At 67.5% G+C, this 26240-nt stretch carries 25 protein-coding genes and 1 pseudogene; 15 read left to right on the top strand and 11 right to left on the bottom strand.

Going from position 1 to position 26240, the window contains the following annotated elements:
- The first annotated feature begins 105 nt into the window (after positions 1–105).
- From AC5P5R_RS02370 to AC5P5R_RS02350, 5 genes are all read left to right on the top strand, one after another.
- Positions 106–330 carry a hypothetical protein gene (locus AC5P5R_RS02370; RefSeq protein ID WP_005408344.1) on the top strand — a complete coding sequence of 75 codons (225 nt, stop codon included), beginning with the start codon at positions 106–108 and terminating at the stop codon, positions 328–330.
- Positions 331–341: 11 nt separating this feature from the next.
- A complete protein-coding gene (locus AC5P5R_RS02365; protein ID WP_012479313.1) occupies positions 342–596 on the top strand; it encodes a hypothetical protein in 255 nt (84 codons plus the stop codon).
- A gap of 211 nt (positions 597–807) precedes the next feature.
- On the top strand, positions 808–1194 hold the full coding sequence (locus tag AC5P5R_RS02360) for a DUF2946 family protein (protein ID WP_099527128.1): 387 nt from the start codon (positions 808–810) through the stop codon (positions 1192–1194).
- A 128-nt stretch (positions 1195–1322) separates the two neighbouring features.
- Positions 1323–3461 carry a TonB-dependent receptor gene (locus tag AC5P5R_RS02355; protein WP_100437958.1) on the top strand — a complete coding sequence of 713 codons (2139 nt, stop codon included), beginning with the start codon at positions 1323–1325 and terminating at the stop codon, positions 3459–3461.
- An 11-nt stretch (positions 3462–3472) separates the two neighbouring features.
- Positions 3473–4978 (top strand): PepSY domain-containing protein, encoded by a 1506-nt coding sequence (locus AC5P5R_RS02350; RefSeq protein WP_495226300.1) that lies wholly within the window; start codon positions 3473–3475, stop codon positions 4976–4978.
- Between the two features lie 9 nt (positions 4979–4987).
- Here AC5P5R_RS02350 and AC5P5R_RS02345 read toward each other — a convergent pair whose 3' ends face one another.
- Positions 4988–6121: an MFS transporter gene (locus AC5P5R_RS02345; protein ID WP_099527131.1), complete on the bottom strand. Its 1134-nt coding sequence runs from the start codon at positions 6119–6121 to the stop codon at positions 4988–4990.
- Positions 6122–6132: 11 nt separating this feature from the next.
- The gene (locus tag AC5P5R_RS02340; RefSeq protein ID WP_099527132.1) at positions 6133–6909 is read right to left on the bottom strand and encodes a DeoR/GlpR family DNA-binding transcription regulator; all 777 of its coding nucleotides are present in this window, start codon (positions 6907–6909) and stop codon (positions 6133–6135) included.
- Between the two features lie 157 nt (positions 6910–7066).
- Here AC5P5R_RS02340 and smqnr point away from each other — a divergent pair, with 157 nt between their 5' ends.
- Positions 7067–7714, top strand: a complete 648-nt coding sequence (gene smqnr, locus AC5P5R_RS02335; RefSeq protein ID WP_099527133.1) for a SmQnr family pentapeptide repeat protein — start codon at positions 7067–7069, stop codon at positions 7712–7714.
- Positions 7715–7717: 3 nt separating this feature from the next.
- Here smqnr and AC5P5R_RS02330 read toward each other — a convergent pair whose 3' ends face one another.
- Positions 7718–8392, bottom strand: coding sequence for a class I SAM-dependent methyltransferase (locus tag AC5P5R_RS02330; protein WP_088431383.1), 675 nt, complete (start codon positions 8390–8392; stop codon positions 7718–7720).
- 87 nt (positions 8393–8479) lie between these two features.
- Positions 8480–9178: a glutathione S-transferase family protein gene (locus AC5P5R_RS02325; protein ID WP_100437960.1), complete on the bottom strand. Its 699-nt coding sequence runs from the start codon at positions 9176–9178 to the stop codon at positions 8480–8482.
- A 115-nt stretch (positions 9179–9293) separates the two neighbouring features.
- Here AC5P5R_RS02325 and AC5P5R_RS02320 point away from each other — a divergent pair, with 115 nt between their 5' ends.
- On the top strand, positions 9294–10238 hold the full coding sequence (locus tag AC5P5R_RS02320) for a LysR substrate-binding domain-containing protein (RefSeq protein WP_100437961.1): 945 nt from the start codon (positions 9294–9296) through the stop codon (positions 10236–10238).
- Here AC5P5R_RS02320 and AC5P5R_RS02315 read toward each other — a convergent pair.
- Positions 10177–11556 (bottom strand): aminotransferase-like domain-containing protein, encoded by a 1380-nt coding sequence (locus AC5P5R_RS02315; RefSeq protein ID WP_164281638.1) that lies wholly within the window; start codon positions 11554–11556, stop codon positions 10177–10179. The two genes, AC5P5R_RS02320 and AC5P5R_RS02315, sit on opposite strands and share 62 nt — an antisense overlap.
- A gap of 133 nt (positions 11557–11689) precedes the next feature.
- Here AC5P5R_RS02315 and AC5P5R_RS02310 point away from each other — a divergent pair, with 133 nt between their 5' ends.
- The 3 genes from AC5P5R_RS02310 (at position 11690) to AC5P5R_RS02300 (ending at position 14510) form a co-directional block, all read left to right on the top strand.
- Complete coding sequence (locus tag AC5P5R_RS02310) at positions 11690–12553, top strand: DMT family transporter (RefSeq protein ID WP_100437962.1); 864 nt, start codon at positions 11690–11692, stop codon at positions 12551–12553.
- A gap of 158 nt (positions 12554–12711) precedes the next feature.
- Entirely contained in the window at positions 12712–13593 is an 882-nt protein-coding gene (locus AC5P5R_RS02305; protein WP_111722882.1) for an SDR family NAD(P)-dependent oxidoreductase, read from the top strand.
- A 38-nt stretch (positions 13594–13631) separates the two neighbouring features.
- A complete protein-coding gene (locus tag AC5P5R_RS02300; protein WP_024956088.1) occupies positions 13632–14510 on the top strand; it encodes a LysR family transcriptional regulator in 879 nt (292 codons plus the stop codon).
- Positions 14511–14523: 13 nt separating this feature from the next.
- On the opposite strand, the gene AC5P5R_RS02295 is transcribed toward AC5P5R_RS02300, so the two are convergent.
- Positions 14524–15423, bottom strand: coding sequence for a LysR family transcriptional regulator (locus AC5P5R_RS02295; RefSeq protein ID WP_024956087.1), 900 nt, complete (start codon positions 15421–15423; stop codon positions 14524–14526).
- Positions 15424–15530: 107 nt separating this feature from the next.
- On the opposite strand from AC5P5R_RS02295, the gene AC5P5R_RS02290 reads away from it, so the two are divergent.
- Positions 15531–17048, top strand: coding sequence for an MFS transporter (locus tag AC5P5R_RS02290; RefSeq protein WP_043033790.1), 1518 nt, complete (start codon positions 15531–15533; stop codon positions 17046–17048).
- A 279-nt stretch (positions 17049–17327) separates the two neighbouring features.
- Here AC5P5R_RS02290 and AC5P5R_RS02285 read toward each other — a convergent pair whose 3' ends face one another.
- Positions 17328–17732, bottom strand: a complete 405-nt coding sequence (locus AC5P5R_RS02285; RefSeq protein ID WP_033834825.1) for a GFA family protein — start codon at positions 17730–17732, stop codon at positions 17328–17330.
- Positions 17733–17903: 171 nt separating this feature from the next.
- On the opposite strand from AC5P5R_RS02285, the gene AC5P5R_RS02280 reads away from it, so the two are divergent.
- Entirely contained in the window at positions 17904–18881 is a 978-nt protein-coding gene (locus tag AC5P5R_RS02280; protein ID WP_100437964.1) for an Lnb N-terminal periplasmic domain-containing protein, read from the top strand.
- On the top strand, positions 18878–20899 hold the full coding sequence (locus AC5P5R_RS02275; RefSeq protein WP_012479329.1) for an esterase/lipase family protein: 2022 nt from the start codon (positions 18878–18880) through the stop codon (positions 20897–20899). Before AC5P5R_RS02280 ends, AC5P5R_RS02275 begins: the two co-directional genes overlap by 4 nt.
- 88 nt (positions 20900–20987) lie before the next feature.
- Here the strand turns inward: AC5P5R_RS02275 and AC5P5R_RS02270 are convergent, their stop codons facing one another.
- Complete coding sequence (locus tag AC5P5R_RS02270; RefSeq protein WP_164281640.1) at positions 20988–22409, bottom strand: MFS transporter; 1422 nt, start codon at positions 22407–22409, stop codon at positions 20988–20990.
- 29 nt (positions 22410–22438) lie between these two features.
- Between AC5P5R_RS02270 and soxR the strand changes: the two genes are divergently transcribed.
- Entirely contained in the window at positions 22439–22873 is a 435-nt protein-coding gene (soxR, locus tag AC5P5R_RS02265; protein WP_005415534.1) for a redox-sensitive transcriptional activator SoxR, read from the top strand.
- Between the two features lie 72 nt (positions 22874–22945).
- On the opposite strand, the pseudogene AC5P5R_RS02260 reads toward soxR, so the two are convergent.
- Positions 22946–23575: pseudogene (locus tag AC5P5R_RS02260) on the bottom strand (short chain dehydrogenase); the annotation flags it as partial.
- A gap of 71 nt (positions 23576–23646) precedes the next feature.
- Here AC5P5R_RS02260 and AC5P5R_RS02255 point away from each other — a divergent pair.
- A complete protein-coding gene (locus AC5P5R_RS02255; protein WP_060381038.1) occupies positions 23647–24522 on the top strand; it encodes a LysR family transcriptional regulator in 876 nt (291 codons plus the stop codon).
- A gap of 176 nt (positions 24523–24698) precedes the next feature.
- Here AC5P5R_RS02255 and proC read toward each other — a convergent pair whose 3' ends face one another.
- Both proC and AC5P5R_RS02245 read right to left on the bottom strand, forming a co-directional pair.
- Positions 24699–25520, bottom strand: a complete 822-nt coding sequence (gene proC / locus AC5P5R_RS02250) for a pyrroline-5-carboxylate reductase (protein WP_060381039.1) — start codon at positions 25518–25520, stop codon at positions 24699–24701.
- 18 nt (positions 25521–25538) lie between these two features.
- Entirely contained in the window at positions 25539–26216 is a 678-nt protein-coding gene (locus AC5P5R_RS02245; protein ID WP_049397192.1) for a YggS family pyridoxal phosphate-dependent enzyme, read from the bottom strand.
- Positions 26217–26240 lie beyond the last annotated feature (24 nt).

Genomic DNA, 26240 nt, shown 5'->3' with positions numbered 1-26240 from the left:
ATCCACTGCAACCACGAACGCCGATCCGCCGCGGAATCCGCGTCGTTGACCGTCGTTGCGACGTTCTCAACCGGTGCGACCACCCCTCGATAAAATACAACCCGCATGACGGACACCATCGACGAAGCGCAGGAAATGGAAGCGCGCCACCTGCAACGCGCCCTGGCCCAGCACGCAACGCGGGCCAGCAACGTTGCCCCTCTCACTCCCATGGGGGAATGCCACAACCCGGACTGCAGCGAGGACTTCGACAACGATCCGGCAAGACTGTTCTGCGGGCCTGCCTGTGCCGAGCGTTTCGAAGCCATCCATCAACACCGCAACGCATAGGAACAGGGGACATGTCTCTGAACAGCAACGACGCTGGCTTCACCGAACGCATCGCCGGTTTATCGGCCGAGCTCGCCGTGCTGGTGAGCCTGGTGGAGAACCACATCCATCTGCAGCTGGCTGATCTGGCCGACTCGGGTGATGTGGATGCACAGGAGCGATTTGCGGTAGCCGATCCGGAGCGCTGGTTGGAGAACGCCCGCAACAGCCTGCAGGCGGGTTTCATGTTCCTGGAGCGCGCGGTGCAGCAACCGGCGCGGTTCTAGTCATCCGGTGCGGGGGCGGAAGGGGCCGGCCAGGCTGCCTTCCGTCCCCCTCGGGCAGTGGACGATCCCCTGCGCTGGAGGCTGCGTCATAACGTCGCACTGGCCGCCGGGCAACCCTGAACGTGGTCCAAGGTTGACCGCAGGCCCGTAGAATGGCCGGGTGCGTCGTTCTGTCCTCCACCGCCGGTTCCAGGCCCTGGCATGGCTAGCCATGCTGCTGGTGCTGCTTGCCCCGCTGGTGAGCCGCTGGCTGGCGCATGGTCACGTTGCAGCGGCTGTGCCGGTAGCGGCGATGGACCATTCCCAGCATGCGCAGCATGCGATGGAGGGCCATCACGACCACCACGCGATGGCGATGCAGCAGGGCGAGGTCTCAAAGAAGCCGCCCGCCGATCCACACGCCGCGCATGAGATGGGCGTGGACTGCGACTACTGCCTGATCGCCGCGCGGCTGATCACCCTGCTGGTGGCGGCATTGCTGCTGTTGGCACCGATGGTATCGATATGCCGTGCGCTGCGTGGTGCAGTGCAGGCGTTGCCGCAGCGGGTCAGCGGCACATTGGGAGCGCGCGGGCCACCGGCCTTCATGGCTGCCTGAGCCACACGCGCGGTGCATTGATCTTTTTTCATGAGGTTGCCGGCCACGGCCGGTGCCCGCACGCGCGTGTCTGTCCCTTTCTGATTGCTGCCCTGCCATTGCAGGGTGGCCTTGCATGCCGTGAACAGATGAAAACGAACCCCAACTCCGCGCGCCTGCGCCGGGCGACGCTGCCTGCCATGTGCGCGTTGCTCCTGCACACCGCCTCTGTACTTGCCGCCGATGCGGCACCACCGACCACGCTGGATACCGTGCGCGTGGTCGATACCCGCAGCGGCGAGCTGTCTTCCACCTCCAGCGCAGGCTCTGCGTTGGGCCTGAGCGTGCTGCAGACACCGGCCAGCCTGACGGTGATTTCGCGCGAGCAGCTGGAACAGCGCGGCGACACCAACCTCAATGATGCGATCAGCCGCGCCGGTGCGATCAGTGCGATGCCGCACCCGGGCAACGGCCTGAGTGCGCTGTCCAGCCGTGGCTTCACCGATGGCGCTTCCGTGATGCGCCTGTATGACGGGCTGCGCCAGTATGGCGGCGTGGGCATCACCTTTCCGTTCGATACCTGGTCCATCGAGCGCATCGAAGTGCTGCGCGGTCCGGCCTCGGTCATCCATGGCGATGGTGCCATTGGCGGGGTCATCAACATCGTGCCGAAGAAGCCGACGCGCGGTGCCATCGAGAACGAGATCAGCGTGACCGTGGGCAGCGAGGACACCGCACGTCTGGGCTTCGGCAGTGGCGGCGCGCTGACGCCCGAGCTGGCCTACCGGCTGGATGTGAGTGGCAACTACAGCGGTGGCTGGGTTGATCGCGGGCGCAGTAGTGATGCCACCTTCTCCGGCGCACTGCTGTGGCAACCGCGTGCGGATCTGCAGCTGTCGCTCACCCATGTGGAAGGCTATCAGCAACCGATGCGCTACTTCGGCACGCCACTGGTGGATGGCCGCCAGCTGGAGGCGCTGCGCCACCGCAACTACAACGTGGAAGACAGCGACATCCGCTACCGCGACCGCTGGACCCAGCTCGATGCGCTGTGGACGCCGAATGCAAGCGTCGAATGGCGCACGCGCCTCTACCAGATCGACAGCCAGCGCGATTGGCGCAATGCCGAAGCCTACGTCTACAACCGCGCTACCGGCTTGATCGATCGCTCAGGCAATACCGAGATCACCCACGACCAGGACCAGACCGGGTTGACCTCGACGCTGAGGGTACAGGGGAACATTGTGGGCCTGGCCAACAGCTTCGCCGTGGGCCTCGATGCCAACCGCGCGCACTTCAAGCACACCAACAACACCTATGCCGGCAGCTCGGGCCCGGTCGATCCGTTCGATCCGGTGCCGGGCCAGTTCACCAGCGACGCGCCGAACCTGCCGCGCTACCGTAATCGTGCCGAGCAGTACGCGCTGTTCGTGGAAGACCGCTTGGCGCTGAGCGAGCGCTGGTCGGTGCTGGGTGGGCTGCGCCACGACCGCGCGCGCATTGATCGTACCGATCTGATCAGCGGCCAGAACGCGTTCTCGAAGACCTACCGCAGCACCGGCTGGCGTGCAGGCACGGTTTTCGCGTTGCGGCCGACGCTGAGCCTGTATGCGCAGTACTCGCAGGCGGCGGACCCGGTCAGTGGCCTGTTGATGATCAGCCCGGCCAACGGTGCCTTCGACCTGGCCAAGGGCCGGCAGATCGAGGTGGGCCTGAAGCAGCCCTTCGATGGCGGCGAGTGGACGCTGGCGGCGTACCGCATCCGCAAGACCGGGCTGCTCAGCCGCGATCCGCTGGTGCCGGATCGCCGCGTGCAGGTGGGCGCACAGACCTCGCGTGGCATTGAGGCGTCCTTGAACTGGAACTTCGCGCCGCGCTGGTCGCTCGATGCCAATGCCACGGTGCTGAAGGCCGAGTTCGAGGACTTCCTGGAAACCACCGGTTCGCCGGCGGTGCTGGTGTCGCGTGATGGCAACGTGCCACCGAACGTGGCCGAGCGCCTGGCCAATGTGTGGCTGAGCTGGCAGTTTGCACCGGACTGGAGTGCGGCGGGCGGCGTGCGTTACGTCGGCAAGCGCTACGCCGACAACGCCAACACCTTGGAGCTGCCCGGCTACAGCACCACCGACCTGGCACTGACCTGGCAGGCGGCACCGCGCACGCGGCTGTCGGCGCGGCTGTTCAACGTGTTCGACAAGGCGTACTACGCCACCGCGTACTACACCAGCACGCAGTGGCTGCTGGGTGCGGACCGGCGCGTCGAATTCACCGTCGATCATCGCTTCTGAGGAGGCTGGCGATGACGTTGCGATCCACCGCCAAGCGCTGGACCTATCTGGTGCACCGCTGGCTGGGCATCGGCGGATGCCTGCTGATGTTGCTGTGGTTTGTCAGCGGCATGGTGATGCTGTTCATTGGTTACCCGAAGCTGACACCCGGTGAGCGGCTGGCGGCGTTGCCGGTGCTGGGGGATGCTCGCGATCTGCAGGGGCTGTCGGTACTGCCTGCCGTGGTGCAGGCCGAGCCGGAGGTTGTGGCGCTGACGACGCTGCGTGGCGAGCCTGCGTACGTGGTGCGCAATGGCAGCAACGTGGGCGCCTGGTCTGCCGTGACCGGCCAGGCGCTGCTGCCGGTGTCGGCACAGCGAGCCGAAGCATCCGCCGCACAGTTCGCGGGCGGCCAAGCCTTCGTCGGCGCGACACGCGTGGATGAAGACCGCTGGACGCATTCGCGTGCGCTGGATGCGCATCGGCCGCTGTACCGGGTTGAAGTGGGCGGCGCGCAGCCAGGGGATGTGTATGTGTCCTCACACACCGGCGAAGTGGTGCAGGACGCACCGCAATTGCAGCAGCGCTGGAACTATGTGGGCGCCTGGCTGCACTGGTTGTACTTCCTGCGCATGCAGTCGGTGGACCCGGTCTGGACGTGGGTGGTGATCGTGCTGTCCGCGCTGTGCACGGTGGCGGCGATCAGCGGCATCGTGGTGGGTGTGTGGCGCTGGCGCTTCCGCGGGCACTACCGCACTGGCGCGAAGACGCCGTATGTCGAGCCCTGGATGCGCTGGCACCACCTGATCGGGTTGGTGGCAGCGGCATTCGTGTTCACCTGGATCTTCAGCGGCCTGATGTCGATGAATCCATTGGGCGTCTTCAGCAGCACGCGCGAGGCGATCGACAGCGGACGCTATCGTGGCGGCGCGGTAGCGGTGGATGGAATGCTGGGTGAACCTGCAGTGCTGCTGGCGACGGCGGGCGCCCGGAACTTCAGGCCGGTGGAGATCCAGTGGCGGCGCATCGGTGGTGAGCTGTTCGCGGTGTTGCTGGACGGGCAGGGCGAGACCCGCATTGTGTCCGGCAGTGATGGTCATCTGCAGGTTGCGCGGTTGCTGCTGGCCGCATGGCTGCAGCAGAAGGTGCGGGCGTTGTCGGATGCGCCCATGCAGGGGTACTGGGTCCAGCTCGCAGCGGATGCGTACTTCTACCCGCGTGCACCGGAAGCCATGAACGGCGCAGCGGTACGCCGCTTCCCGGTGGCGGTGGCTGATTTCGGCGATGCCGAGGCGACGCGGGTCTACCTCGATCTGGCCACTGGCGACCCGTTGCTGACGATGGGGCGTCGCGAGCGCGTGGGTCGCTGGCTGTTCTACTTCCTGCACAGCTGGGACCTGCCGGCGATGCTGCGTCAGGACACCGCCCGGCTGGCGGTGTTGCTGCTGCTGAGCCTGGCTGGCGCTGCGTTGTGTGCAACGGCCACGGTGATCGGCTACCGCCGGTTGCGGATGAAGCTGCGGCGCAGGCGGCGCTGATGCCTTGGACTAAACCCGCAGCCAACGTGTGGACGCGGCCACCAGCAACAAGGCCGTGGCCACACCGATGAACGCAGCAATCAGACCGAAATGATTCGCGGCAAAGCCGATCAACGCCGGTCCGGCAAGGATGCCGGCAAAGCCCAGCGTGGAAACGGCGGTGATGGCCAGCGCGCCGGGCATGCGGGTCTGGTGGCCGGCCAGCGAGAACAGCGCGGGCGCGATGTTGGCGCAACCGAGGCCGACCAGCACATAGCCCGCCAATGATGCCTGCCACGGCGTGACCAGGGTCAGCACCAGCACGCCGGCAGCGGCGAGCAGCGCGCCGAACACGATCGCGCGCTGGCGGCCCACGCGTGCCACCAGTGCATCGCCGAACAGGCGCGCGACCGTCATGGTCAGGGTGAAGGTCACATAGCCGACGCCGGCGAGGCTGGCATCGACGCGACGTACATCGCTGAGGAACACCGCGCTCCAGTCGAGCATCGCACCTTCGCCGAGGAAGGCGACGAACGCCAGCACGCCGATGAACAGCACGATGCCATGCGGCAGGGCCAGCATCGGTGTGTCGTGCGGCATGCGTTCGCTGTGCCAGTACGTCGCCGACAGCAGCGTCACCAGCAGCATGGTGACGGCACCGATCAGCACCGATGCCAAGGGCGGCAACTGTGCGGACAGCAGCACGGTCATGGTGGCCGCGCCGAGGAATCCGCCGATGCTGAAGAAGGCATGGAAGCCAGACATCATCACCCGCCGTGCTTCGCGCTCGACGATGACGGCCTGCACGTTCATCGTGCAGTCCATCGCGCCCACGGCCGCACCGAACACGAACAGCACCAGGCCCAGCGCCCACGCCGAGCTGGCCAATGCCAGGCCGGGAACGGTCAGGCAGATCAGCAGGCTGCTGGCCACCATCACCCGGCGGCAGCCCAGGCGCGCGGCCAGCACGCCGGACAAGGGCATTGCCAGCAGCGAACCCGCTCCGAGGCAGAGCAGCACCAGCCCCAGCGTGGCGTCATTGATTCCGGTGCGCGCTTTGGCGAATGGCACCAGGGTGGCCCACAACGCGGTGGCGAAGCCGGGAATGAAGAACGCAGCGCGGGTCGCGTGCTGTTCGGCACGCGCGCGGTTGGCAAGGGACATGAGCAGTACGGTCAGGGAGGCGTGGGGTGCACCGCGATACCGGCGGCGTGGAAGCGAGCCGCCAAGGCGGGCGGTGCGGTGGTGGTCAGCACCAGGTCGTCGATCTCGTCCAGGCTGGCGATCTGCCAGTTGCCGCGGGCACCGAGCTTTTCCGTGGTGGCGGCGACGATGACGCGGCTGCTGCAGGCCACCATCGCGCGCTTGAGCGTGGCTTCTTCGGCATCCATCGCCCACACGCCAGTGTCGCCGTCCACCGCGCAGGGGCCGGGCAGGTACACGTCGGCACGCAGGCGCTGCACCTGGGCCAACGCCTCGGCACCGACCGCACCGCCACCGCTGGCCAGGCGCCCGCCGATCAGCTGCACTGGAGTGCCTTCGAGCATGCTGGCGGCGGTGGCGATCTGCGGGGCATTGGTGATCACCGTCAGGCAGAGAGCGGCCGGCAGCTGCTGGGCGATCGCCAGATTGGTCGAACCGGCATCGAGCAGTACCACCTGGCCGGGTTGCAGCAGCGCGCAGACGCGGGCGGCCAGCTCGGCCTTGTCGCCGCGGTCGCGGGTCAGGCGCTCGCGCAGCGGCCGTTCCTTGGGCGGCGGCAGCACGGCGCCGCCGTAGACGCGCTGGCACAGGCCCTGGGCGGCGAGCTCGCGCAGGTCGCGGCGGATCGAATCTTCGGAGACGGCATAACGGCGCGCCAGTTCGGCGGCGACCACGCGGCCCTGCTGGCGCAGCTCCTCGAGGATCTGCCGGGTGCGCTGGGCGGGTAGGGGGCTGGGGTCGGCGCTCATGCCGCAAGTCTGCACGTTCGTGCATAATCATGCAACAACATGCATTGGTCGGGAGGGCACAGGGCGGCTGGACTGCCGGTGAACCCGCCCGCCCCGGGGTCTATGGATCGGCCTCGCGGCCCGGCATCATGGCGGGGCACTTGGCATGGAATCCCTGATGTCTCCCACCGTTCACCGCAAGCTGCGCATCGGCGCGGACCAGTACACCGGCCAGAAAGTGGTCGACCAGCAGTTCCACGAGTGCGATTTCTCCGGTGCGGACCTGACCGGCACCGAGTTCATCAACTGCAGTTTCTACGATGCCGACAGCCGCGCCGGCTGCCGCTTCAATGGCGCCACGCTGAAGGAAGCCAGTTTCCGCAGCTGCGATATCAGCATGTGCCATTTCAATTTCATCAAGGCGCTGGGCCTGGAGATCAGCGAGTGCCGCGCGCAGGGCGCGGATTTCAGCAACGCCAGCTTCATGAACCAGATCACCACGCGCAGCTGGTTCTGCAGCGCGTTCATCAAGAAGTCGAACCTGCGCTATGCCAATTTCTCGCGGGTAGCGCTGGAAAAGTGCGAGCTGTGGGAAAACCGATGGGATGGCGCGAATGTGAGTGGCGCCAGCTTCGCCGGCTCGGACCTGTCCGGCGGCCAGTTCGAGGGCATCGACTGGAACAGCGCCAACTTCACCGACTGCGACCTGACCAACTCGGAGCTGGGTGAGCTGGACCTGCGCAGCACCAACCTGCGTGGTGCCACGCTGGACGTGCAGCAGGTGGCGCTGTTGATGCAGCGCATCGGCATCACCGTGGTGCCGTAGGCATCACCCGGCGTACGCCACCCAGCCCTTGAAGCTGAAGCCTGCGTAGAACAGCTCCACGCCGTCGAAGCCGGCCTCCTGCAGCAGCGCCACTTCCTGTTCGGGGGCCAGCAGCGGCAGCCGCTCGGCGATGGCCTCGATCGCGCGCTGTGCATCGGCGTGGGCAACGCCCGAGGCTTCGGCGAACGCTGCGTAGCGCTGCAACCAGCGCAGCTTGCCGGCCGGTTCCTGCGGCACGCTGTGGTGGGCCACAACCAGCGGCGCGCCGGGCTGCAGGCGCCGGTGCAGCTCGCGCAACGTGTGCAGGCGCTGCCCGGCATCGAGGAAGTGCAGAGTCAGCAGGCAGCTGGCCCCATCGAAGCGCAGATCGGGCGCATCGTCGATGTAGCCTTCCAGCAGCTGCACGCGCGGCATCAGCGGACCCAGTGTCTGCTCGGCCAGGGCCAGCATCGGCGCGGCCGGATCCACGCCCAGCAGCTGCCAGCCCGGCTGCGCCTCGGCAAAAGCCCTCAGCTCCAGCCCGCCACCGGCGCCCAGCACCAGCACACGGCCCTGCGCGGGAACGCGTTCGGCCAGCAGCAGGCGGCTCATCTGCTGCAACGCGAGGAAACCGGGCACCTGGCGCAGCGGCGCTTCGGCATAGCGGGCCACCGCCTGCGGATCGGAGAACGTGGACATGCGCGGATTCCTGCGGCGGGGGACATACCACTGTAGCGCGGCGCGCAAGAGGCATTGCGCGCCGCTGCCACACGGGCAGGACAGGGCTCAGGCCGCTGCTGCCTCAAGCACGTCTTCCAGCCGCACCTCGCCGAGGAAGCCACCGCTGCTGGTTGCCGGCCGCTGCGCTTCGATGGCGTGGGCGAACTGCACGCCGGCGTCGTCCTGCAGGCGCTCGAACAGCTGCTGCACCCTGGGGAACTCGCGACGATCGACCACCTGGTGATAGTCGTTCCAGCGCGCGATGCCGGCGAAGTAGGCATCGGCAAAGCTGCGCTGTTCGCCCAGCAGCCACGGGCCCGTGCCGATCATCTGCTCCAGCGCCTGGTGGGCGTGGCGCACCTTGGTGGTGCCATAGGCACGCAGCGCCTCGCCGTCATCGCCTTGCGCATGCTCCAGTGCGTGCCAGAGCGGCGCGTAGGCACCGAAGAAACTGGTGTTGAGATAGGCCAGCCGGTGGTTGAGGCGATCGAAGCCGGGCGTGCCCTGTGCGAAGCCCAGCCCCTGCGCGATGCCCTTCGCGGCCAGATGGTTGAGGATGGCCAGGCTCTCGCTGAGCAGCTCGCCCTGCGCGGTGCGCAGGGTCGGGGTTTCACCCAGCGGATTGAGGCGGCGGTAGTCTTCGCTCTGCACCTGGCCGGGCATGTCGATGCGGCACAGGTGATACGGCTGGCGCAGCCATTCCAGGGCGACGATGGAGCCGAACGAGCAGCCCGAGGGCACGCCGTAGAAGAGGATCGGGGTCATGGCAGGTTTCCGGTTCAAGCCGCGATGCGGCGGGTGAGGAAAGCGTGCCTGCGTGGACATTGCCCCGGAAGCCGCTTGAATGGCATCCTGAAGTCCACATCTGTGGACGTTGCGCATGCTCAACCTCAACGATCTGGCCCTGTTCGTGACCGCGGTGGAGCAGGGCGGCTTCGCTGCAGGCGGGCGCCATCTGGGCCTGCCGCGCTCGACCCTGAGCAAGCGCGTGGCGCTGCTGGAAGAACAGCTCCAGGTGCGGCTGCTGCAGCGCAGTTCGCGCCGCTTCGCATTGACCGAGGTCGGTCAGGAGTTCTTCGAGCGCGCACGCGCAGCGTTGTCTGAGGTCGAGGCCGCCGAGGCCATCGTCCGCGACCGCCAGGCCGAACCCAGCGGCACCGTGCGAATCAGTGCTTCGATTCCGGTGGTGCAGGGCGAGCTCGCCGCGTGCCTGCCTGTACTGGCCCGCCGCTATCCACGGCTGCGCATCGAAGTTGAAGTGAGTGATCGTTTCATCGACCTGGCGCAGGAAGGCATCGACATCGCCCTGCGCAGCCACTTCGGTCCGCTGCCGGATTCCGGGTTGGTGCAGCGCATGCTCGGTAGCGAACGCATCGTGCTGGTGGCGTCCCCTGGTTATCTGGCAGCCGCGCCGGCACTGGACACGCCCGAACAGCTACGCGCGCATGCCGGCCTGCTGACCGCGCGCCATGCAACGCGCTGGACGCTGCACGGCGCCGGCGCCCGCACCGTGCAGGTGGAGCCGCAGGTGGCGCTGGTCGGCAATGAATCGCAGCTGCTGATCGCGGCGGCAGAAGCGGGTCTTGGCATCACCGTACTGCCACACAGCCTGTGTGCTGCGGCCATTACCGCCGGCCGCCTGCAGCAGGTGCTGCCGGCGTGGCATGCCGGCGAAGTCACCACCAGCGTGCTGCTGCCGCATCGCCGCGGCCAGCTGCCGGGCGTGCGCGTGGTGGTGGATGCGCTGGTCGCGCATTACCAGCTCAACGCAGCGCGCGCGCCAGCACCTGCCAGATCCTCGGGTCCTGGCACTGCGAAACGTTGAAACGTACATAGTCGGCCGCGCGCTGCGACTGGCTGAACGCGTTGCCCGGCGCCAGCACGATGCCCTCGCGCAGGCATTGCCGCGCCAGTGCGGCGGCGTCGCGGCCATCGGGCAGCTGGCACCACAGGAACAGGCCGGCTTCCGGCTGCAGCCACGGCATGATGCCCAGCGTCTGCAGTTTCCGCAGTGTGTGCCGGCGTGCATCGGCCAGGCGCGAACGTATCGACTGCATGTGGCGGCGGTAACCGCTGTCGGTCAGCGCGATGTGCATCAACTGCGCGGCCAGATGACCACCGCCGAAGCTGGTCGCCAGCTTCAGGTCGGTCAATGCCTCTATCCAGTCGTGGCGCGCGGCGATGTAGCCGCAGCGCGACGCTGCCGACAGCGTCTTGGAGAAACTGCCGACGTGGATCACCCGTGACAGTCCATCGAGCGCGGCCAGCCGCGGTGCCGGCTGCAGTTCGAAGTCGGCGAAGATGTCATCCTCGATGATGATCAGTTCGCTGCGTTCGGCCAGGTCCAGCAGGCGGTGTGCGGTGCTCGCGGAAAGCACCGCGCCGGTCGGGTTGTGCAATCCGGAATTGGTGATGTACAGCCGCGGCGAATGTGCCTGCAGGGCCTGCGCGAACGCCTCCAGGTCCGGGCCGCTGTGCGTGTACGGCACGCCGATGGCCTGCACCTGGTGCGCCTTCAGCAGCGCGTGGTAATTGAAGTAGCTCGGGTCATCGACCAGCACGCAGTCGCCGGGCTTGAGCAGGAAACGGCAGAGCAGATCGACCGCGTGGGTACCGGATTCGGTCAGCAGGATCTGCTCCACCGGTGCATCGATGCCAAGCGTGGCGCTGCGCCTTTGTAGCAGCTGGCGCAACGCGGGCAGCCCGAGCGGGGCGGCGTAGTCCACCAGTTGCATGGCATCGGCGCGCGCCAGCCGGCGCAGGCCGCGGCGCACGCCATCGTGATACAGCCAGTCACTGGGCATCCAGCCGCACCCTGGCTTGAGGTCGCCCGCGGGCGTTTCCAGCGATTGCCGTGATACCCACAGCGGATCCACCGCGCGATCCAGCCGCGGCTCCAGTTCGGCCAGCGCCAGCGGTGCGGCCGGGCCACTGACGTAGAAGCCCGAGCCTGCGCGCGCACTGATCAGGCCTTCGGCCGCCAGGCGCTCGTAGGCCTCGACCACGGTGGAGACTGAAACTCCCATCGTCGCAGCCTGCGCACGTACCGAAGGCAGGCGTGAGCCGGGACCATCCACCCGTGCACTGATGCGGGTGCGGACGGTCTGGATGACCGATTCGATGCGGGTAAGCGGGCGCGGCATGGTGGAACCGTAGTGGAAGTGTGGGCAGTACAGTTACTTGCGACTGTACTGGATTGTAGCTGGGGTCTTCCCGCGCCGGATGCTTCCATGCAGGTCCAGCCGGGCATCGTCCGGCACCTTCAGGAGTACAGGCGTGGAACGGTCGGCGAGTGGTTGGATCAATGGCTTCATCGGTGTGGTGATCTTCGCCGGCTCCCTGCCGGCCACCCGCTTGGCGGTGCTGCAGCTGGACGCCGGATTCGTCACCGCTGCACGCGCGACCATTGCCGCCGTGCTCGGCCTCGGCCTGCTCCTTCTGCTGCGCCAGCCGTTGCCGCGGCGCAGTGACCTGCCAGGCCTGGCAGTGGTCAGCCTCGGAGTGGTAGTCGGCTTTCCGTTGTTGACCGCACTCGCGCTGCGCCACGCATCGTCGGCGCACACCATCGTGTTTCTCGGCCTGTTGCCGTTGAGCACTGCGGTGTTCGGCGTGCTGCGCGGCGGCGATCGGCCGCGCCCGGCGTTCTGGCTGTTTTCGTTGCTGGGCAGTGCCTGCGTGGTCGGCTATGCGGTGCGCAACGGCATCGATGCATCGTTGCAGGCCGACCTGCTGATGCTGGCGGCGATCGTGGTGTGTGGGCTGGGCTATGCCGAAGGTGGCCGGCTGGCCCGTCATCTCGGCGGCTGGCAGGTGATCAGCTGGGCGTTGCTGCTGGCCTTGCCGGTGATGCTGCCGCTGACGGTGCTGATGCGCCCGTCCTCGTTCACTGCGGTCGGTGCCTCGGCGTGGTGGGCGCTGGGCTATGTGGCAGTGTTCAGCATGCTGATCGGCTTCCTGTTCTGGTACCGCGGGCTGGCGCAGGGCGGCATCGCCGCCGTCGGCCAGTTGCAGTTGCTGCAACCGTTCTTCGGCCTTGCCCTGGCCGCGCTGCTGCTGCACGAATCGGTCAGCCTCAGCATGGTGCTGGTGACCGTGGTCGCGGTGATCTGCGTCGCCGGCGCGCGCCGCTTCAGCCGCTGAACGAAAAAGGGGACGGAGGGGATTAAGTCGTTTCAGGCACGGTAGGGCGAGTTACGACTTAATCCCCTCCGTCCCCTTTTCCGGTGATAGCGAGAGCGTATCGTGGCCGATGGTCAACGGTATTGGCGGGGGCGGTGAGCTTGGCTGAAGCTGTGCGCATGAAGCCGATTTCGCATATTTCCTTCAAGGGCCGGGTGGGCCTGGTGACCGGTGCCGCGGGTGGGTTGGGCCTGGCCTACAGCCGCCTGCTGGCCGAGCGCGGTGCGCAGGTGGTGATGCAAGACGTCGGTGCCGGTACCGATGGCCGCGGCGCCGATCCACAGCGCATCCTGCGCAGCGTCGAAGCGCTGCAGCGGCAGGGTTTGCCAGTGCAGGCCGCAAATGGTCCCATCGATCATCGCAGCGGTTGCCATGCGCTGGTGCAGGAACTGCTGCAGGCGCACGGCCGCATCGACTTCCTGATCCACAACGCGGGCTGGGTCGAGTACCAGCCACTGGAAGCGATCGAGGACGATGCGTTGGAGCAGATGCTGTGCCTGGCGGCGAAGACGCCGCTGTGGCTGGCGCAGGCGGCGTGGCCGGCGATGCGCGCGGCGGGCGGTGGGCGCATCGTCATCACCACGTCTGATCGCGCGCTGTATCCGCAGTACGCACAGCGCGGGCTGTCCGCTTACGCGATGGGCAAGCTGGCCGCGCTTGGCCTGGTCAATGTGCTGGCGCTGGAGGGCGCCGAGCATGGCATCGTGGTCAATGCGGTTTCGCCGGTGGCAAAGACGCGCATGTGGGGCATCGAGGGTGAGCCCGATGAGCTGCATCCGGAAGCTGTTGCGCAAGGTGTGGCCTATCTGGCATCCACGCGCTGCCAGGACGGCGGCTGGGTGCTGCGCGCAAGCAATGGCCAGTTCCACGCACTGCGCCTGCAGGAGGCCGAGCATGTGGCGTACCCAAGGGATCTGTGCGCGGTCAGTGCCGACAGCATCGAGTCGGTGGCGCTGCAGTGGCCGGCCATCGCCCGCGCCAGCGTCGACGTGCGTGGCTGAGGGCGTACCCTAGGCGGATTCCCACTGCCTGCTTCGAGATGATCGACCTGCGCCTGCTTCGCCAGTATGTCGCCGTGGCCGAAGAACTGCATTTCCACCGCGCCGCCGCCCGCCTGCACATGTCACAGCCGCCGCTGACGGCGGCGATACGACGGCTGGAAGACGAGCTCGGAAGTGAACTGATCGTGCGCGGAAATCGCACGCTGGGCCTGACCGTGGCCGGGCAGACCTTGCTGGTGGAGGCGCGGGCAACGCTGCAGCAGGCCGAGCAGGCATTGCAGCGCACGCGCGAAGCTGCTGCCGGACAGTCCGGCAGCCTGCGCGTAGGCTATGTCGGCAGTGCGCTGTATGGCCGACTGCCAGGTTTGATCCGCCGCTTTCGCCAGATTTACCCGCACGTTCAGCTGCATCTGCAGGAAGCCACATCACGCCAGCAGCAGTTGTGGCTGCGTGAGCAGCGCATCGACGTCGGCGTGCTGATTCCACCGATCCCCGCCGCCGAGCTGGTGCTGCACGACTTCGACCACGACCGCCTGGCGATTGCGCTGCCGCGCGCTCATGCGCTGGCCGACGCGCCGGAGGTCAGTGTGGCGATGCTGGCCGACGAATCGTTCGTTTCATGGCCGGCGGGCGAGGGCATCGGCTTCCATGCACAGGTGCTGGGCCTGTGCACCGCGGCGGGGTTCACCCCGCGCGTGGTGCAGGAAGCGCAGGGCATGCACGCGGTGTTGTCGCTGGTGGCGGTGGACGCCGGCGTGGCGATCGTCCCGGCCAGCATGGCCAGCTTCCGCCCGCAGGAGATCGTCTATCGCGTGCTGGAGGACGAAGCAGCGCGTTTCGACCTGCCGTTCTGCATGCAGCCGGAACAGCCGTCGCCGGTGCTGCGCAATTTCCTGCAGACGGCGGGCACCAACTGATTCTGTGGACCCGCTACGCCTTGTCGCCCTGGAACAGATGCGCAACGGCGTAGTCGATGAACACCCGCAGGCGTGCACTGGGATGGCGCCCACCGGGCCATAGCAGCGAGAACTGCCCCTGGTGCGTGGGCAGCGCAGGCAGTACCCGTTGCAGGCGGCCATCGGCCAGCGCGTCGGCTGCGAGGAAGTCAGGCATCCAGGCCAGGCCCATGCAACCGATCGCAGCGGCAAGCACGGCCTCCATGTTGTTGCAGGTCATCGCCGTGGGAAGGCGTGCCCCCGCATCGCCTTCGATGCCCGGCAGCTGCCACGGATGCAGCTTTCCGGTGGTGGGGTAACGGAAACGCAGCGCGGTATGCATGCGCAGCTCGCTCACATCACCGGGCGTGCCATGCGCCTGCAGGTAGCCCGGCGCCGCACAGAGGATGAAACGAAAGCCGCCCAGTCGCCGTGCGGTCAGGCTGGAATCGGCCAGTTCACCACTGCGTATCACCGCGTCCAGGCCTTCGCTGACCACATCGACGATACGGTCGTTGAAGTCCAGTTCCAGCTGCACCTGCGGATAGCGTTGCTGGAAGCCGGGCAGCACCGGCAGCAGGAAGCGGTACCCGATGGTGGGCAGGCCGATGCGCAGCAGCCCGCTGGGGGCATGCTGTCGCTGCGCCAGGTCCGCCTGTGCTTCGGAAAGCTCGTCCAGTGCACGCCGACAGCGCTGCAGCAGCAGTTCGCCTTCGTCGGTGAGATGCACGCGGCGGGTGGTGCGTTGGAACAGCCGGGTGCCGAGCTCCTGTTCAAGGCGGGCGATGCGCTTGCCGACCGCCGACGCGGACAGGCCAAGTGCACGCGCAGCACCCACGATGCTGCCGGCCTCCGCGGTGCGGACGAAGGCGAGCAGGGCAGAAATGGAGTCCATGCGGGGCATGATTACGGAACATTGAGACGCAATCAATGTCCATCGAGCCTGTTTTTCAGGAATAGCGGCCTGTCCATCATCAATGCCCCTGATGGATGGAGGCCCGCATGGCCCCGGTTTCGATGCTCCCTGTACCTGTCCAGACGCAGCAGCGCTGGACCCTGCTTGCCGTCTGCCTGGCCGCACTGGCGTTGCCGTTGTCCTTCTCTGCCGGTGCCGTCGCGGTGCCCGCGCTGGCCCGTTCCGTGGCGTCGTCGCCGAGCGTGCTGGCCTGGGTGACCAACGCCTTCATGCTCACCTTCGGCAGCCTGCTGCTCGCTGCCGGTGGCCTGGCCGACCGCTATGGCCGGCGGCGGTTGTTCCTGCTGGGCACAGCAGGCTTCACCGTCGCCACGATCGTCGTCTGCCTCGCGCCCACGCTGCTGTGGCTGGATCTGGCGCGTGGGTTGCAGGGCGTTGCCGCCGCAGCGGCGTTGGCGTCCGGCACGGCTGCGCTCGCGCATGCCTGGCAGGGGCCGATGCGTGGCCGTGTGTTCGCCCTGCTGGGCGCCACATTCGGTGCGGGGTTGGCGCTGGGGCCGCTGCTTGCGGGTCTGCTGCTGCAGGCATTGGGATGGCGCAGTGTGTTCGCCGTCGGCGGCGTGCTGACATTGGCCGCCTTCGTACTGGGCGCGCGTGTGTTGCTCGAAAGCCACGGTGAACGCGGGCGGCTGGATGTCGGCGGCATGCTGGGCTTCAGCCTGATGCTGGCAGCGTTGACCCTGGCCCTGCTGTGGCTGGGCGAGTTCGGCCTGCATGCCGTGCGCGTGCAACTGGCGCTGTTGGCGACGCTGCTGTTGGGCGCAGCGTTCATCTGCATCGAACGACTGCACCGCTCACCCCTGCTGGACCTCTCGTTGTTCTCGCAACCGGCGTTCCTCGGTGTCCAGCTGCTGCCGGTCGCAACCTGCTTCGGCTACGTGGTGCTGCTGGTGGTATTGCCGCTTCAGTTGATGGGCGTGCACGGCCAGAGCGCGACCCTGGTGGGGCTGCAGATGCTGGCCCTGTCCGCGCCGATGCTGGTGCTGCCGATGCTGGCTGCGCGCTGGGCGGAGCGCGTTGGAAGTGCGCGGCTGTGCACGCTGGGACTGCTGGTCTGTGCCTCTGGCCTGTACCTGTTGTCGCGCCATGCATCGCAGCCGTCGCCTTCGCAGTGGGTGCCGTGGCTGATGCTGGTCGGTGCAGGGACGGCCTTGCCATGGGGGCTGATGGATGGGCTGTCAGTGAGCGTGGTGCCGGTACAGCGTGCGGGCATGGCCGCCGGCATCTTCGGGACCGTGCGTGTAGCCGGTGAAGGCATCGCATTGGCCGCAGTCACTGCCTTGCTCGCGCTGCTGATCGGCCATCAGCTGCAGGGCGCGTCGCCGGCATCGCTGGCGCGTGCCGGTGCCTATCTGGCCACCGGGGCGCGGGAACAGGCGCAGGCACTGCTACCGGCGATGAGCCGCATGCAGCTGCAGCACGCCAGTAGCGAGGCGCTGGCAACACTGCTGCGTGTACTGGCGCTGCTGACCGCCGCATGTGCTGCGTTGTTGCACCTGTTGCTGCGGAAACGTAAAGACGCGTTGGTCGGGCGTACTGCGTAGCAGGCTCATCGCCCGCCTTCGCCGTCATCCCGTTGTCGTGTCCCGCTCACGCTGCCTATGCCCACCCGGGCCTAGGCTTGGTCGTCCCCGTCCCCCACGGAGACCTGCCATGTGGCTGCTCGATCATCTCTGGCCTGGCCGTCGACCGCTTCCTCCCCCGGCCGCGGATGCGCCACCGGCACCGCCGCGCCGGCCCTGGCTGAAACGCCCGGCGCGGGCCGGGCGCAGCGGCATGGCGCCCTGGCAGAAGGTGGCCACGCCGCCGCGGCGCACGCGCCACTAGCCGGTGCGGTCTGATGGGTGGTTGACCCCATCGCTGACCGGGATCACCCCCAACGCGAACGGGTCGATGCCCTCCAGGCAGGCCACGTTGTAGCCGTACTGGTCGGGGTTGGAGCGGCGCCGGTGATGGGTGTAGATGCCGCACACGCCACAGAAGTAGTGCTCGGCCACATGGGTGTTGAACTGGTACATCTGCAGGTGGTTCTGCCCGCGCAGCACCTGCAGGCCCTGGCGGGGGACGCTGGCGGCGATGGCGCCCCGGCGCCGGCACATCGAGCAGTCGCAGCGGCGGGGATCGACGATGCCGTCCGGCAGGTCCAGCAGCAGCTCGACGGTGCCGCAGTGGCAGGTTGCGCGGTGCTGGGGTTGGACCGGAACGCCGGCCACGGAAGTGATGCCCATCATTGCTCCTGTGTGATCCGTCTGGCCGCGGGGGCCGCCGCAGACGGTGCGCCGATGTGCCTGAACGGGCCGTAGATGCCACGGTGAACCCGCTTGTGGCTAACTATGCGGCTTCAGGACCGCGACAGGATGCCAGTGAAAGCCGCAGGACGATGGATGACAGGAAGTGCCATGGCGCTGCTGGCGCTGTGGGTGACCGGGCTGCTGGCCTATCAGTTGCCGGGGCCGGGCTGGCTGGCTACCGGCGTCGCCGGGCTGTGGCTGCTGGTAGCGCTGTGGGTGTCGTGGCGGGTCGCGCGGGGCCGTGCCTCGCGCCGCCTGGGCCTGGCGTTCGGGGCATCGCTGGCGCTGGCCGGCCTGTGGTGGCTGCTGCTGACCCCGCGCCAGGACCGCGTGTGGGCCGATGACGTGGCCCAGCGCCTGCACGTGGTGTCTTTCGATGGCCGCCACGTCGTGCTGGACAACGTGCGTGATTTCACCTGGCGCAGCGAAACCGACTACGACGCCCGCTGGGTGCGCCGCGAGTACGACCTGGACCAGTTGCGCTCGGCCGATCTGGTGCTGTCGTACTGGATGGGCCCGGCCATCGCCCACACCCTGATCTCGTTTGGTTTCGAGGACGGTCGCCACGTGGTGTTCTCGCTGGAGATCCGCAAGGAGCGCGGTGAATCGTTCTCGGCGCTGGGTGGCTTCTTCCGCAAGTTCGAGATGACCCTGGTAGCTTCGGAGGAGACCGACATCATCCGCACCCGCACCAACGCGCGCGGCGAGGACGTCTATCTCTACCGCCTGCATGGCATGGACCGTGCGCAGCTGAAGGAGCTGTTCGCAGCGTACATCGCGCAGGCACGCGAACTGGATGCCAAGCCCGGCTTCTACAACACGCTGACCAGCAACTGCACCACCATCGTCTTCGACCTGGCCCGGCACATCGCACCGCGCCTGCCGCTGGATTACCGCCTGCTGCTGTCCGGTTACCTGGCCGAGTACGCGCAGGAGGTCGGCGCGCTCGCTCCAGGTGTGCCGTACGCCGAGCTGCATGACAAGGGCCGCATCACCCAGCGTGCGCTGGACCTGGGCAGCGGCGACCACTTCTCCACCGTAATCCGCCAGGGCGTGCCCGGCACCGAGCAGGACCCGCAGCAATGACCCGATTCCTCCCACGCCGCTGGCAGCGCCTGCTGCCGGTGTTGTTCGCTGCCTTCCTGCTGCTGGGTAGCAGCGGTTGCGCGATGGTTACCGTCAAGCAGGTCAAGTCCAGCGATTCGCTGGTCAACAAGCGTGCCGACGTGCTCAACACGGGCAAGCTCAGCCCGGCCGCGCGCGAGACGCTCAGCGCGGCAGGCCTGGACGAGTCGCAGTGCGAAAAGGACTTCCTGGTCTGCCGCAGCACGCTGCTGATGACCGACGACCTCAATGTCGAGCAGCGGTTGTCGGCGCTGTCCGAACTGTGGGTGAAGGCCGCGCTGGCGATGACGCCGAAGAAGACGGCTGCCGGCGATCCGCCGATGAGCGATGCGGCGTTGGATGCCTGGCTGGAAGCGGCGCGCTATGCCTATGCCTACCTGTTCTACAGCGGCCGCTCACCGTCCGACCGTGCCTTCGAGGACCGCCAGACGCAGGTGCGCGACTATTACAACTACGCGGCCGAGAAGGCGGCAGTGGTGCTGTTCGTGCGCGCACGCGCCGCTGCGCTGGCCGGCGAGGACTACACGAAGCCGCTCACGGTCGGCAGCTGGTCGCTGGCCTCCAACTACCAGCAGCTGAACCTGAAGAGCATTCCCGCGCAGCTGGTGCCGGCCGGCACGGTCAGCTTCGTCGGCCTGCGCAGTACCTATCGCCGCGATGGCTTCGGTGCCGAGCTGGTGATGGTGATGGACCCGCCGAAGCTGGTTGCACCGGTGATCGCACCCGAGGGCCCCAAGGCCGAGACACCGCAGGAGGATGAGGACGACGCACGCCGTGGCCGCCGTCATCGCCATGACGATTCGGTGCCCGAGTTCAGCGAGATGTCTTCGATCAACGTCACCGCACTGCTGCGCTTCGAGGGCAGCAACCTGGACGATGTGATGCGCACGCGCCGGGTCGAGCTGGACGCTTATTCGCCCGAAGCCACCGAGCGCATCACCCTGCATGGCGAGCAGGTGCCGCTGGCCGGCAACTTCACCGCCGCCTATGGCCTGTGGCTGGCGCAGAGCGGTTTCGCCCGGCAATCGCTGCGCACCCTGTTCGGCATGAGCGAGGGCATCGGCGAACCGCACATCTACCTGATGCAGCCGTGGGACCCGAATCGTCGCATCATCTTCATGCTGCACGGCCTGGCCAGCAGCCCGGAAGCCTGGGTGAACCTGGCCAACGAGATCATGGGCGACCCCGAGCTGCGCCAGCAGTTCCAGGTGTGGCAGGTCTACTACCCGACCAATGCGCCGATCGCGTTGAACCGCTACGAGATCGCCAATGCATTCAACGACACGCTGAAGCACTTCGATCCCAACGGCAGCACGCGTGCATCGAAGGACATGGTCTACATCGGCCACAGCATGGGCGGCGTGTTGGCGCGCCTGCTGGTCAGTGACTCGGGCGACGTACTGTGGAATGACCTGCTGGCCAACTACGACCTGAAGGGCGAGCGCCTGAAGCGGGTGCAGAACAAGCTGGGGCCGTTGCTGCATTTCAAGGCGCAGCCGAACGTGGAACGCGCGATCTTCATCGCCGCGCCGCACCAGGGCACCGACATTGCCGGCAACAAGGTCGGGCGCCTGATCGGTCGCCTGGTACGCCTGCCGCTGACCATCCTCGGCAAATTCGAGGATGTGTTCCTGGCACTGGCGCAGGCCGAACAGCAGGTCGATGGCACGGCCAAGCCGAAGATTCCGAACAGCATCGACAACCTCAAGGCCAGCGATCCGTTCGTGAAGGCCGCCGCACAGCTGCCGATCGAAGCGGGCCTGAAGTACCACTCGATCATCGCCCAGCGCAAACCGGAACTGCCGGTGGACAAATCCGATGACGGGCTGGTGCCGTACTGGAGTGCGCACCTGCCGGGTGCATTGTCCGAGAAGGTGATCATCTCCGGCCACAGCGTGCAGGAGACCCCGCAGGCGGTGCTGGAAGTGCGGCGCATCCTGCATCGGGACATCGATGATGTGGGGGCCGGTACGCGGTAATGCCGGCCCCTGGCCGTCATCATCTGGACATTCCAGCGTTCGTGAGGTTGCCGGCCAGCGGCCGGCACTACCGCGATGCGCGGCGGCGCTACACCCGTCGCGCGATCACCGTGGCCAACAGCGCAAGGCCGAAGGTGATGGCCAGGCACAGCAGGTAGCCGGTGTGCGGGGTGCTTTCCACGAACAACGCGAACAATGCGCCGGAGACCGCCAGCGCGGTGGTCACCGACAGGGCCTCGCTCAGCTGCAGTGCCGAGGTGTTGGCACCTTGCTCCCGCGGCGCCGACAACGACAGCGTCAACACCGACAGGCTGGCGTAGATCATGCCCATACCGAAGCCGGTCACGGCCCAGCCGAGCAGCGACACCGGCAGTGGCACTACGTTGAACAGCACGGCCAGCGTGGCGGCGATGCCGACCGTCATCATCATCGTGCCGGCGCGCAGCAGCTGCTGGCGTGACCAGCCACGCTGCTGGTGGCCCTGCAGCCACGAGCCGGCGAACCAGCCCAGCGCACCGAGGCTGAGCACTGCGCCGGCCCAGCTGGGCGAGAGCCCGCGTTCGCGCTGTAGCAGCAGGGGCAGATAGGCCTCGCAGGCGAAGAACGCCGCCGCAGCGATGCCGCGCAGTGCGATCACGCTGGGCAGGCCACGGCGCAGGATCAGGGTTCCGGCCGGCAGCAGCCGATGCACACAGAGCAACAGCGCCAGCATCGCCACACCGATGCAGAGCAGGGCAGGCAGGCCCTGTTGCTGACCGCCGAAGTACAGCAGCAACGCGGCCAGCGAGGCACCACTGGCCCAGCGCACCACGTTGCCACGCCCATCGTCGGCGGTGCTGGCGGGACTGGGCTGCATGCGTGCCAGCGCGGGGCGCAGCAGCAGTGCCGCCGGTATCGCCAGCAGTGGTACCGCCAGGAACACCCAGCGCCAGCCGAGATGCTGCACGATCAGCCCGCTCAACGCCGGGCCGACCATCGAAGGCACCACCCAACCGGCCGAGAACGCGGCGAACACCTTCGGTCGCAGGTGTTCGGGGTAGCTGCGGCCAACCATCACGTACAGCGAGACCGAAATCGCGCCCGCGCCCAGGCCCTGCATCAGGCGCCCGGCCACCAGCATGCCCATGCGCGTCGCAAAGCCGGCCAGCAGCAGGCCCAGCACGAAGCAGCCGAGGCCGTGCCAGAGTGGCCGCGCAGGGCCGTGGCGATCGGCCCAGCGACCGGCCAGGGTCATGCCGATCACACTGGTGGCCAGGGTGCCGCCAAAAGCCAGCGCGTACAGGCGCAGGCCATCGAGTGCTTCGGCCACGGTGGGCATCGCGGCCGCGACGGCCAGTGATTCGAAGGCGTGCAGCGCGACCAGCGCGACCATGCCGATGGTCGTGGCGCGGTAACGCGCGGACAGGATCGACGTTTCAGCCGGCAGGCCGGTGTCAGTGGGAGAGAGGGTCGGGGTCATACAGGTCAGATACGGGCCGCGCTTGTCAACTGGCGGCGAAGATAGCAGCATGCCACCTCAACTGTAGTTGAGGTCAAGCAATGGCATCCCAGGAACTCAGCGTTGGCGAGGTCTCCCAGCGCAGTGGCGTGGCCGTTTCCGCGCTGCATTTCTACGAGCGCAAGGGGCTGATCAGCAGTCTGCGCACCTCGGGCAACCAACGCCGTTACAGCCGCGACGTGCTGCGCCGGCTGGCGGTGATCCGCGTGGCGCAGCGGGTGGGCATGCCACTGGAAGCGGTCGGCCGCGCCTTCGAGAGCCTGCCTGAAGGCCGCGCGCCGACCAAGGCCGACTGGGCCAAGCTGTCCGCGCGCTGGCGCACCGAGCTGGAAGAGCGCATCCACATGCTGCAGCTGCTGCGCGATGAACTGACCGGCTGCATCGGCTGTGGCTGCCTGTCGCTGCAGCATTGCCGCCTGGCCAACCCCGGCGATGTGCTTGGCGAACGCGGCGACGGCCCGATGCGCTGGGAATGACCCGCGAAAAGGGGACGGAGGGGATTATGTCGTTTGTGCATTGACGACTTGATCCCCTCCGTCCCTTTTTTCTTACCAGACCGTGATCGTCTCGCCGCTCTGGATGCCTTCCACTGCACGCTTGAAGGCCAGCGCCGCGCGCTGCGCGCTCACCGCTTCAAAGCCCGGGAAGTAGGGTCCGTAGGCCGCCATCGATTCGATCAGCACGTTCGGGCTGACCACGTTGATGCGCAGGCCACGCGGCAGCAGTTCCAACGCGGCGGCACGCACGAAGCCTTCCAGCGCGGCATTCACCGAGGTGGCGTTGACGCCATCGCGGATCGGCTGTGCACTGACGATGCCGCTGGTCAGGGTGATCGAGCCGCCGGCGTTGAGATGGTGCTGCGCCGCCAGTGCCAGCCGCACCTGGCCCAGCAGCTTGTCCTGCAGGCCGAGGTTGAACTGCGCCGGCGTCATGTCCTGCAGCGGACCGAAGTGCAGCTTGCCGGCGGTGGAAATCACCGCATCAACCGGGCCGGTACGCGAGAACAGTTCGGCGACGCTGGCGTCGTCGGTCAGGTCCACGCGCAGTTCGCCACTGTTGCGGCCGGCGGCGAGAATCTGATGCTGTTGGCCGAGCTGGCGGGCGACTGCCTGGCCGAGGGTGCCGCTGGCACCAACGAGGAGGATCTTCATGGCCGTTCCTTGCGTGAGGGAGTGAACGCAGTCTGCGCCGTCACAGCGGGGTTAGGTAAGCGGCGTATGCTTTGCAGATTCCTAACTCCGGATTAGCAATGGATACCCTTCGCTGCATGCAGGCTTTCGTCGCGGTAGCCGAGTGCGGCAGCTTTGCAGGGGCCGCTGAACAGCTGCAGGTCTCGGCGGTGATGGTCGGCAAGTACATCCAGCAGCTGGAGGCGCACCTGGGCACCGGGTTGCTGCAACGGAACACCCGCCGCCAGCGCCTGACCGAAGCCGGCAGCGCCTACCTGGCCGGGTGCCGGCAGGTGCTGGAGCAGGTGCAGCAGGCCGAGGCCGACGTGGCTGGACTGCAGGTGCAACCGCGCGGGCTGCTGCGGGTCAGCGCACCCACCACCTGGGGCAGCTGCGTGCTGGCGCCACAGCTCGCCGGCCTGCTGCGCGCGCAGCCGCAGCTGAACGTCGAACTGGATCTGAGCAACCGCCGTGTGGATCTGATCGAGGACGGCTTCGACGTGGCGATCCGGGTCGGGCCGCTGCCGTCGCAGGAGGTGGTGGCGCGGCCGCTGCCACCGTATGCGATGAGCCTGTGCGCGGCGCCGTCCTACCTGCGCCGGCGCGGCACGCCGCGTACGCCCGCCGATCTGGAAGGGCATGACTGCCTGAGCCATCTGGCCTGGCGCGGTGGCCACGGCTGGCAGCTGGCCAACGGTGAACAGGTGGACTGGGAAGCGCGCCTGACCTGCAATGATGGTGTTGCACTGCGCGAAGCCGCCGTGGCCGGAGCCGGGCTGGTGCTGCAGCCGACCGCACTGCTGGCCGGGGAGATTGCAGCCGGGCGGTTGAAGCCGCTGCTGCGCGACTACCTGCCCGAACCGCGGCCGATGCACCTGATCTACCTGCCCGACCGCAGACCGCGCCCGCGGTTGCAGTGCTTCGTCGATTTCGTCATGACGACGTTGGGGCAATGAGCATCCACGCCATGCGTGGATGATGGTGGGTGCCGACCGTTGGTCGGCACACATCGGGGGCAATCATTCACCGCAGACAGCAGAGCACCGTGCATTCCAGCGGCGACAGGTATCAATAGATCCACGCCATGCGTGGATGATGGTAGGTGCCGACCATTGGTCGGCACACATCGGGGTCAATCATTCACCGCAGACAGTTCCTGCCCACGCACCTGCGCAGCGCGCAGTGCCGTATCCACCAGAGCCTCGAAGCCACCGGCCTGGAAGCTCTCGATCGCGGCCTGGGTGGTGCCGTTGGGCGAGGTCACGCGGCGGCGCAGTTCCGCCGGGCTTTCACCAGCCTCATCCAGCATGCGCGAGGCACCCAGCAGGGTCTGCACCACCAGCGTGCGCGCGGCGTCGGCCGGCAGGCCCTGGGCAATACCCGCCGCTTCCATCGCTTCGGCCAGCAGGAACACATAGGCCGGGCCGCTGCCGGAAACGGCAGTCACTGAATCCATCAGCCCCTCGCTGTCGATCCACACCGTGCGCCCGGCACTGGCCAGCACCTGCTCGGCCCGCGCGTGCTGCTGCATGTCCACCGACGGTGTGGCGAACAGGCCGGTCACACCTGCGCCGAGCAGGGCAGGGGTGTTCGGCATCGCGCGCACCACTGCCAGGTCGCCCCCCAGCCAACGCTGCAGCTGCGCACTGGTGATGCCGGCGGCAATCGACACCACCAGCGGTCGGCTCGCCTGTGCCAGCGCCTGCAGAGACTGGCAGACTTCGCGCAGCACCTGCGGCTTCACCGCCAGCAGCCAGGTGCCACCCTGCGCGGCGGCATCGCTCGCGTTGTCATGCACCTGCACGCCGAAGTCGGCGGCCAGCGCCTGGCGCAGTTCGGCCACCGGTTCGGCGACGTGGATGTGCGCGGCCGGCACGCCCTGGCGGATCAGGCCGGCGATCAGGCTGCGCGCCATGTTGCCGCCGCCGATGAAGGTGATGGAATCAGCTGCCATGGAAATCTCCTTGAAAAATCAGGCCGGGCGCGGGCGCGCGCCGAACAGGGCGGTGCCGATGCGCACCAGGGTGGCGCCCTCGGCGATGGCTTCGGCGTAGTCGCTGCTCATGCCCATCGACAGCGTGTCGATCTGCGCGTGCTGGGCAGCCAGCGACTGGAAAAGTGTGCGCATGCGCACGAATGCATCCCGACGGCGCTCGGCTTCGGGCCATGGCGCGGGAATCGCCATCAGTCCGCGCAGGCGCAGGGTGGGTTCGGCGGCAATCGCTGCGGCCAGTGCATCCACTTCTTCCGGTGCACAGCCATGCTTGCTGGATTCGTCGTCGATGTTGACCTGGATCAGCACGTTCAGCGGGCCTCGCGCGGCCGGGCGATGGCGTGCCAGCGCGGTCACCAGCTTGGGGCGGTCCACGCTCTGCACCCAGTCGAAATGGCTGGCCACGGCCTCGGCCTTGTTCGACTGCAGGTGGCCGATCAGGTGCCATTCCAGCGCCAGGTGCTGCAGCGCCTGCATCTTGGCCAGTGCTTCCTGCACGTAGTTCTCGCCGAAGGCGTGCTGGCCCTGCGCGGCCAGCGCGGCCACGGCCTCGGCCGGCTGGGTCTTGGACACCGCCAGCAGGCGTGGGTCGGGCCTGCCAGCGGCCTCGGCGGCGGCATGCAGGTTGCTCAGGATCTGGGGCAGGGAAGTGGCCACGTAACGCGTTCCGTTGAATCAGGA

It is taken from the genome of Stenotrophomonas sp. YJH_SMC_19 (assembly GCF_059367915.1).
The sequence above is the reverse complement of the archived record's forward strand: the minus strand, read 5'-3'. Positions and strand labels throughout refer to the sequence as shown.